Origin of the sequence: Dactylosporangium aurantiacum (genome assembly GCF_000716715.1) — a bacterium.
Classification (GTDB): domain Bacteria; phylum Actinomycetota; class Actinomycetes; order Mycobacteriales; family Micromonosporaceae; genus Dactylosporangium; species Dactylosporangium aurantiacum.
The window spans coordinates 1-9,028 of record NZ_JNYJ01000103.1; the positions used below are offsets into that span (position 1 = coordinate 1).

The 9,028-nt window shown below is 75.3% G+C and carries 8 protein-coding genes; all 8 read left to right on the top strand.

Translation table 11 applies throughout. From position 1 onward, the window contains the following. Positions 1–131 precede the first annotated feature (131 nt). Complete coding sequence (locus OP18_RS50185; RefSeq protein ID WP_052388578.1) at positions 132–1,487, top strand: flavin-containing monooxygenase; 1,356 nt, start codon at positions 132–134, stop codon at positions 1,485–1,487. Beyond that, a complete protein-coding gene (locus tag OP18_RS50190) occupies positions 1,484–2,458 on the top strand; it encodes an NAD-dependent epimerase/dehydratase family protein (protein ID WP_052388579.1) in 975 nt (324 codons plus the stop codon). Before OP18_RS50185 ends, OP18_RS50190 begins: the two co-directional genes overlap by 4 nt. Beyond that, complete coding sequence (locus tag OP18_RS50195; protein ID WP_033367831.1) at positions 2,455–2,883, top strand: ester cyclase; 429 nt, start codon at positions 2,455–2,457, stop codon at positions 2,881–2,883. The genes OP18_RS50190 and OP18_RS50195 overlap by 4 nt, the downstream gene beginning before the upstream one ends. Beyond that, complete coding sequence (locus OP18_RS50200) at positions 2,873–4,570, top strand: CocE/NonD family hydrolase (protein ID WP_081971846.1); 1,698 nt, start codon at positions 2,873–2,875, stop codon at positions 4,568–4,570. The genes OP18_RS50195 and OP18_RS50200 overlap by 11 nt, the downstream gene beginning before the upstream one ends. 23 nt (positions 4,571–4,593) lie before the next feature. Then, complete coding sequence (locus tag OP18_RS62265; RefSeq protein WP_033367833.1) at positions 4,594–5,811, top strand: FAD-dependent oxidoreductase; 1,218 nt, start codon at positions 4,594–4,596, stop codon at positions 5,809–5,811. 1 nt (position 5,812) lies between these two features. Then, entirely contained in the window at positions 5,813–6,964 is a 1,152-nt protein-coding gene (locus OP18_RS50210) for an alpha/beta fold hydrolase (RefSeq protein WP_063745804.1), read from the top strand. A gap of 107 nt (positions 6,965–7,071) precedes the next feature. Continuing rightward, complete coding sequence (locus OP18_RS50215) at positions 7,072–7,968, top strand: SDR family NAD(P)-dependent oxidoreductase (RefSeq protein ID WP_033367839.1); 897 nt, start codon at positions 7,072–7,074, stop codon at positions 7,966–7,968. Positions 7,969–8,085: 117 nt separating this feature from the next. Further along, positions 8,086–9,028, top strand: a 943-nt coding sequence (locus OP18_RS50220) for a beta-ketoacyl synthase N-terminal-like domain-containing protein (RefSeq protein WP_033367834.1), incomplete at its 3' end; no start/stop codon positions are given.

Below are 9,028 nucleotides of genomic sequence, written 5' to 3' on the forward strand. Positions count from 1 at the left end.
TGTCGCCACCCGCTTCGACAAGCTCGCCGTCCGGTACGAAGCCACCCTGCACATCGCCGCGATCAACGAATGGCTATGACTTCGACACACGACCTAGGCGCACTTTAGCGCCCTCGCCCATCGTCGGGGGCGTGGCTGACACCTCAACGCCCGGCGGCCCCCGGGTCTGCGTCATCGGGGCCGGCGCCTGCGGACTGGCGGCCGCCCAGGTGCTCAAGGAGCGCGGCATCGCGTTCGACGTGTACGAGCGCGGCTCCGACCTCGGCGGCCAGTGGCGGTTCGGCAACGACAGCGGCACCTCCGCCGTCTACGACTCGATCGAGCTCAACAGCTCCAGCGCGATGAGCGGCTTCCCGAAGCTGCCGATGCCCGCGCACTATCCCACCTTCCCCGGCCACGCGCAGATGCTCGACTACCTCGAGCGCTACGCCGCGCACTTCGGGCTGCGCCCGCACGTGCGTTTCCGCACGACCGTCACCGGGGTCCGGCCGGTGCCCGGCGGCGGCTACGAGGTCAGTACGACGGCACAGGACAGCCGGCACTACGACGCCGTCGTCGTCGCGTCCGGTTTCCACTGGGACCCCAAGCCGCTGCCGGTGGTCGGCGGCCACTTCACCGGCCACCAGTTGCACAGCAAGGACTACAAGACGCCCGCGGACGTGCGGGGTGACCGGGTGCTCGTCGTCGGGTTCGGCAACACCGCCTGCGACCTCGCGACGGAACTGTCGCGGGTCACCGACCGGGTGGTGATGAGCGTGCGGCGCGGCTTCTGGGTCACGCCCAAGCTGTACGGCAGCCGTCCGCTGGACCGGTTCAACCCGTTCCTCGCCAGGTACGTGCCGATGGCGCTGCAGTCGGTGCTGCTCACCGCGATGCTGTGGGCGAAGCAGGGCAGCCTCGCCCGGTACGGCCTGCCCGACCCCGACCATCTGGTGCTGCGCACGCACCCGGCGACCTGCGAGGGGTTCCTGCCGGCGGTCCGCGCCGGCCGGGTCGCGGTCCGCCCCGCGGTGGACCGCTTCGACGGCGACCGGGTCGTCTTCGCCGACGGCACCGCCGAGGCGTTCGACACGGTCCTGTGGTGCACCGGGTTCCGGTTCAGCTTCCCGTTCCTGCCGCCGTCGCTGACCCCGGTGATGCACGGGCCGATGCGGCTGTTCCGGCGGATCGTCATGCCGGGCCGGCCGGGCCTGTACTTCCTGGGTTTCGTCAAGCCGCTCAGCGCCATCACCGTGCAGGCCGAGGCGCAGGCGGCGTGGATCGCCGACCTCATCGACGGCACCACCGTCCTGCCCGCCCCAGACGACCTCGCGGCCGAGATCGCCGCGGACGAGCGCCGGGTGCGCCGCCGCTACACGGCGACCCCCCGGCTCACCGTCGAGATCGACTGGTACCGGTACCTCAGGCAACTGGCCCGCGACCGCCGGCGGCTCGCCGCCCCGGCGCCCACCGCGGCCCACCCGACGAAGGAGGCCGCGGCCGTATGAGCACCCATGTCGTCGTCGGCGCGGGACCGGTCGGCTCCGCGACCGCGCTGCTGCTGGCCCAGGCCGGCGAGCACGTCCGGGTCGTCAGCCGGCGCGGCCGCGCACCGCGGCACCCCGGCGTCGAGGCGGTCGCCGCCGACGCCGCCGTCCCCGGTGAGCTCGACCGGCACACCGCCGGCGCGGCCGTGTTGTACAACTGCGCCAACCCCAGCGCGTACCAGCACTGGGCGGCGCAGTGGCCGCCGCTGGCCGCCGCGGTCCTCGCCGCCGCCGAGCGGCACGGCGCGGTCCTCGCCACCGTGTCGAACCTGTACGGCTACGGCCGCGCCACCGGGCCGCTGACCGAGGACACCCCGCTGGCCCCGGCCGGCGCGAAGGGCCGGCTGCGCGCCGACATGTGGCTGGCCGCGGAGTCCGCGCACCGGACCGGACGGCTGCGCGCGGTCGAGGTCCGCTCCGCCGACCACTTCGGCCCGCGGGTCACCGAGAGCGCCGCCGGCAAGATGCTCGTCCCCCGCGTGCTGGCCGGCCGCCCCGGTGTCGTGCTCGGCCGCACCGACCGGCCGCACTCGTACACGTACGTGCTCGACACGGCCCGCGCCCTCGTCCGGCTGGCCGCGGAGGAGTCCGCCTGGGGCCGCCCGTGGCACGTGCCGAGCCACCCGCCGCTGACCCAGCGCGAGTTCGCCGGACGGCTCTGCGCGGTCGCCGGTGCCCGCCGCCCCCGGCTCATCGCCGTCGGCCGCGGCGTGCGCCGCGTCGCCGGGCTGCGCAACCCGCGCATCCGCGAGTTCGAGGAGGTCGCCCACCAGGTCGAAGGGGCGTTCGTCATGGACTCCTCGGCCTGCACGCAGCGGTTCGGGCTGCTGCCGACCCCGCTGGACGAGGCCCTGCACGCGACCGCCGCCTGGTGGCGCGCCACCCCGACGCCCGACCCGGATCCGCTGGTGAGACTGGAGGCACGCACATGAGCACGCACAAGGAACTGTGGGACCGCTGGATCGCGCTGTGGAACGGCGACCTCGCCGTCGCCGATGACCTGCTCGCCGACGAGCTGCGGGTCAACTCCCCGAAGCTGTCGCCGGCCGTGGACCCGTCGCAGATCCGCGACCGGGCCGGCGCCGTCGCCCTCATCGGCGGCGTGCAGGCGATGGCGCGGCTGCGGTACGAGACCGTGGTCGGCCCGATCGGCGACGGCGACCACGTCACCGGCGGCTGGGCCTTCACCGGCACGTATCACGGCGGCATGCCCGGCGCGGCGGCGCCCGCCGGCACACCGCTGACCAACACCGGCATCGACATCCTGCGCATCGAGCAGGGCCGGGTGGTCGAGTGGTGGAGCGCCGCAGAGAACCTGACCCTGCTCGCCACGCTCGGACTCATCCATGTCGGTTGACGCGCCGGTATCGGCCCGCGCCGCGCGACCCGCCCGGCGGCGCGGTGAGGCGCTCGCGGCGCGGCTGGCCGCGGGGTGGTGGCGGCTGCCGGTCGCCGGCACCCCCGACGTCCGGGTCACGACCGGGCTGCGGATCCCGATGCGCGACGGCGTCGAGCTGATCGCCGAGCACTACGCGCCGGTGCACGGCAGCGGGCTGCCGACCCTGCTGGTGCGCAACCCCTACGGCTGGCAGGTGCCGGTCGGGCTGCTCTACGGTCGCCTGTACGCGGAGCGCGGCTTCCAGGTCGTCGTCCAGCGCTGCCGCGGCACGTTCGGCTCCGAAGGAACCTTCGAGCCGTGGGCCGACGAGACCGCCGACGGGCAGGACACCGTGGAGTGGCTGCTGGCCCAGCCGTGGTGCTCGGGGGAGTTCGCCACGATCGGCCCGAGCTACCTGGCGTACGCGCAGTGGGCGCTCGGCCGCGACGGCACCCCGGCCGGCCTCGGCGGGCTGGTCAGCCAGCTCGGCCCGCACGAGTACCGCGGGGTCGCGTTCCCCGGCGGCGCGTTCGCGCTGGACACGATGCTCGGCTGGGCCGCCCAGCTGACCCAGGTCAAGCGCGGCCCGGTCCGCGACAACCTGCGGCAGCTGGCCGAGCGGCGCCGCCTGAACCGGATCGCCTACCGGCGGCTGCCGCTGGTGGACAGCTACCGCGAGGCGCTGCGCCGCGACATCCCCTACTTCGAGCGCTGGCTGCGGCACGCCGGCGCGGGTGACCCGTTCTGGGACCGCTTCGACCGGACCGCCGCCGTCGCCGCGACGAGCGCCCCGGTGCTGCTGCAGTCCGGCTGGCACGACGTGTTCCTGCCGCACGTGCTGGAGCAGTACCGCATCCTGCGCGCCGCGGGCCGGGAACCGGCGCTGACGATCGGCCCGTGGACCCACACGGGGCTGCTGCGCTCGTGGCCGGAGCTGTTCGGCGACTCGCTCGACTGGCTGCGCGGCCGCTTCGGGCAGCCGGGCGCGGCGGTCCGCAGCGACCCGGTGCGGGTCTTCGTGCCAGGGGAGGACCGCTGGCGCGGCTACCGGGAGTGGCCGCCACCGGGGATCCGGCAGCGACCGTGGTACCTGCAGCCGGGCCGCGGCCTCGCCCCGGTGCCGCCGCCGCGCAGCGAACCAGACACGTACGTGTACGACCCGGCCCGTCCCACCCCGGCCGTCGGCGGCGCGTGGGTCGGGCCCGGCGCCGGACCGGTCGACAACCGCCGCCTGGAACGCCGCGCCGACGTCCTCGTCTACAGCGGACCGGTGCTGGACCAGGACCTGCTCGTCACCGGCCCGGTCCGGGTCGAGCTGTTCGTGTCCTCCAGCCGGGCGCACACGGACTTCTTCGCCCGCCTGTGCGACGTGTCGCCGTCGGGTCACTCGGTCAACGTCTGTGACGGCCTGGTGCGGGTCGGGCCGGAGGAACCGGTGGACGCCGCCGGTGTCCGCTCCCTCACCGTGCAGCTCGGCCACACCGCATGGCGGTTCCGGGCCGGGCACCGGGTGCGGCTGCAGGTCTCCAGCGGCGCCCATCCGCGCTTCGCCCGCAACCACGGCACCGGCGAGCCGCTCGCCACCGCCACGACGCTGCTCACCGCCGAGCAGAGCGTCCACCACGACCCCAGCTGCCCGTCCGCTCTGATCCTGCCCATCGCATGACCGCTTTCCAGGGAGGTGGCGCCATGAGCGCCGAGATCCTCGACGCCGAGGTGTGCGTCGTCGGTGCCGGGCCGGCCGGCCTGACCCTCGCCCTGCAGCTGGCCCGCGCCGGTCGCGACGTCGTCGTGCTGGAGGCGGCGCGGCATTTCAACCGCACGTTCCGCGGCGAGTCGATCTCGCCGGACTCGGTGTGGCTGCTCGACGAGCTCGGCCTGCTCGACCGGCTCGCCGGTGCCTACCTGCCGATCGAGCGGCTCGAGGTCAGCGACGGCGGGCGGCGGGTGTTCGGCGTCGAGTTCGCCGAGCTGCCGTACCGGTTCCCGGGCCCGATCGAGCTGCCGCAGCCGGCCCTGCTGGCCGCGCTCGCCGAGGAGGCCGCGCGGCATCCCGGCTTCCTGTTGCGGACCCGGTGCACCGCGGTGTCGCTGCTGCGCGACGGCGGGACCGTGACCGGGGTGCGGGCCAACGGCCCCGACGGCCCCGTCGAGGTCCGGGCCCGGCTCACCGTCGGCGCCGACGGCCGGTTCAGCAAGGTCCGGCAGATGGCCGGCCTCGACGGCGGGCACACCCCGCTGGAGCGCGACGTGGTGTGGTTCCGGCTGCCACGGCCGCCGGGCTGGGATCCGGCGGCGCTGCGGGTACGGCTCGACGGCGGTCGGCACGGGCTGTTCCTGCCGACGTTCCCCGACGACATCCGGGTCGGCCTCAACATCGCCAAGGGCGGCCTCAAGGCGCTGCGGGCGCAGGGCCTGGACGCGCTGCACCGCCGGGTCGACGCGCTCGCCCCGGAGCTCGCCGGACCGGTCCGCGCGGCGGTGCCCACCTGGTCGGACACGACCCTGCTGGACATCTTCACCACCGAGCCGCCCGAGTGGGGCCGGCCGGGGCTGGTCCTCATCGGCGACGCCGCGCACACCCTGTCACCGATCCTCGGCCAGGGCGTCAACCACGCCGTCATCGACGCGGTCACCCTCGCCGCGCTGGTGCCCGACGCCGGTCCCGACGTGCACCGGCTGCTGCGGCTGCGGCGGCAGGAGCCCGTCCGCCGGGCCCGCACGCTGCAGCTACGCCAGGAGCGGGCGTTCGCGCTGTCGGCCCCGCCGGCGGTCGCGCTGCGCCGGGCGCTGTACCGGCTGGTGGACCGGCGGCCGGCGACCAAGCACCGGATCCTCGCCGGCGCGTTCTTCCAGCTGCAGCCGCGCCTGGCGGCGCCGCTGCGCGACCTGGTCCCGGTGGCGTGAGATGCACTCCGTGGCGGAACTGAAGGAGTTCGCCGTCCTGCACGCGCGCGGGCAGGGGATGGCGGCCCGCGACGTGCGCCGGATCCTGGCAAAGGTCGGCAACGACGAGCCGGGGCACCCGGACTCGTGGACGGCGGTGTGGCGCCGCGCCGGCGACGCCGAACGCGACCGGCACCGGCCGCTGCGGGCGTGCCGCGCGTACGCGATGGCCCGCTTCCCTTACGCCGGCGACCCGTTCCGGGCGGCCGCGCAGGACGACTGCGTCCGCGCGTTCGACGCGTGGCGGCGCGCCGGCACCGGCATCGAACGCCTCGAGCTGGACCTGCCCGGCGGCGGTCTCGCCGCGTGGGCGAGCGGCCTGGACACCGGACGGCCGCTGCTGGTCGTCCTCGGCGGGATCGTCAGCGTCAAGGAGCAGTGGGCACCCCTGCTGGCCCGTCTCTCCGCCTTCGGGCTCGCCGGCGTCGTCACCGAGCTGCCCGGGGTGGGTGAGCACCGGCGACGCTACCTGCCGGCGTCCGGCCGCATGCTCAGCGACCTGCTGGACCGCCTCGCCGGCCGGGCCGACGTGGCCGACACGTCCGTGCTCGCGCCGAGCTTCGGCGGGCACCTCGCCCTGCGTACCGCCGCCCACGACCCCCGGGTCCGGCGGGTGCTGACCGTCGGGCCGCCGGTCGCCGGGTTCTTCACCGACCGCGCCTGGCGGGCCCGGCTGCCCGAGCTGACCACCCGCACGTTCACCCACCTCGCCGGCACCGATCCCTTCGCCGCCCCCGGGTGGGCGCTGACCCCGGCGGAGCTGGCGGCGGTGCGGGTGCCGGTCGCCGCGGTCCTCAGCGGCCGCGACGAGATCATTCCCGCCGCCGACGCGGTCCTGCTGCGCCGGAACCTGCCCGACGCCAGGTTCCGGGTCTTCGACGACGTGCACGGCTCACCCGGCCACGTCACCGAGATGCGGCTGTGGCTGCTGCACACGATGCAGCGCATGCGCGGCGCCGGCGGGCCGGCCACCGAGGCGCTGGGCCTCGCGCTGGCCGCCCGGCGGCTGGTGCGGCCCCGCCGCTTCGCCGCCGCACCGCCGGACGACCGGCCGGACGGACCGCCCCGGGCCGAACCCCTGCCCGCGCTGGCCGCCGCGAGCAGGGGTCGCTAGGGGTGCTTCTGCGGGGTGCCGGCTGCGTATGTTGCGAGCGTGGGGATCGACGGTCCGGATGACCTCGGCCCCACCGTATCCGCAACGGTGTGCCGGAGGAGCGCGACATGAAGAACCTCGTGATGACAGGCGGGAGCTCGGGGCTCGGCGCCGTGACCCTGCAGCGGCTGCGGGACTGCGGTGAGGCGAGGGTCCTGCTCGGCGTCCGCGGTGTGGGCCCCGAGGGCGTCGAGGCGCCCCGCCTCGACCTGGCCCGCCTCGACAGCGTCCGCGGCTTCGCCGCCGAGGTGCGGGAGCGGCTCGGCGACGCCCGCATCGACGCCCTGGTGCTCAACGCGGGCGTGAGCCTGCACAGCGCCGACACCCGCACGGCCGACGGGTTCGAGACCACGTTCGCCGTCAACCACCTCGCCCACTACCTGCTGCTGCGCCTGCTCATGCCCCAGCTGGCCCCGGGCGCCGTGGTCACCCTGACCACCAGCGCCACCCACGACCCGGCGGCCAGGACGATCCTGCCCGTGCCCCGGCACGCCGACGCGCAGCTGCTCGCCCACCCGGACCAGGACCCGGACCGCGACACCGACCCGCGCAAGGGCGGCGGCCGCGCGTACACCACCTCCAAGCTGTGCAACATCCTCACCGCGCGGGCCCTCGCGGCGACGGCCGAGGCACAGGAGCACGGCTGGCGGGTCGTCGCCTACGATCCCGGCCCCACCCCCGGCACCGGCCTGCTGCGCGACACCCCGGCCGTGGTCCGGGCGTTCTGGGCCCTGCTGGGCACGCCGCTGCGGGTGCTGGTGCCGCGCTTCAACAGCCGTGAGGCGGCCGGTGGCCACCTCGCCGACATCGCCCTCGGCCGCGTCGTCCCGCCCGCCGGTGAGCTGCACGGCAGGGTGGTCCGCGACAAGCTCACCTGGCCCGCCCCGTCCGAGCTCGCGCTGAGCGACGACGCGATGGAGGCCCTCTGGCGCGACAGCGCCAAGCTCGTCGGCCTGCCCGACTGACCCTCGCGCACACCGCGGGACCCGCCCGGGCCGGGCGGGTCCGGCCGCCGCATGCCCGAATCCCGCCGCCGCAACGCTTTTCCCGCCCACCGCGTCCACACAGCCACAGGGGAAGTCATGGACAACGCAAGGCTCGTCGAGGCGCTGCGCGCCTCGCTGCTGGAGAACCGGCGGCTGAAGCAACAGGCGGAAGCGGCCAGTGAGCCGATCGCGATCGTCGGCATCGGCTGCCGGTACCCGGGCGGCGTGCGCAACGCCGATGACCTGTGGCGGCTCGTCGCGGACGGCGTCGACGCGATCGGCGACCTGCCCACCGACCGCGGCTGGGACCTCGCCGGGCTCTACCACCCGGACCCGGACGCGGCCGGGCACAGCTACGCCCGGCAGGGCGGTTTCCTCTACGACGCCGGCGCCTTCGACGCCGGCTTCTTCAACATCAGCCCCCGCGAGGCGCTGGCGATGGACCCGCAGCAGCGGCTGCTGCTGCAGACCGCGTGGGAGGCGTTCGAGGACGCGGCGATCGTGCCGGCCACGCTGCGGGGGACTCCGGTAGGGGTGTTCGTCGGGGTCATGTACGGCGACTACGGCGGCCGGCACGGGACCCGCATCCCGGGTGACGTCGAAGGGCTCGTCGGCACCGGCAGCGCCGGCAGCGTCGCCTCGGGCCGGCTGGCCTACACGTTCGGTCTCGAAGGACCCGCCGTCACCGTCGACACCGCCTGCTCCTCGTCGCTGGTCACGGTGCACCTGGCCGCGCAGGCGCTGCGTGACGGGCAGTGCGACCTCGCCGTCGCCGGCGGTGTCACGGTGATGTCGACGCCGGTCACGTTCATCGAGTTCTCCCGCCAGCGGGCGCTCGCGCCGGACGGCCGGTGCAAGCCCTTCTCCGCCGACGCCGACGGCACCGGCTGGGGCGAGGGCGTCGGTCTCGTGGTGCTGCAGCGGCTGTCGGACGCGCTCGCCCAAGGCCGCACCATCCACGCCATCATCCGCGGCACCGCCATCAACCAAGACGGCGCCAGCAACGGCCTCACCGCACCCAACGGCACCGCCCAACAAC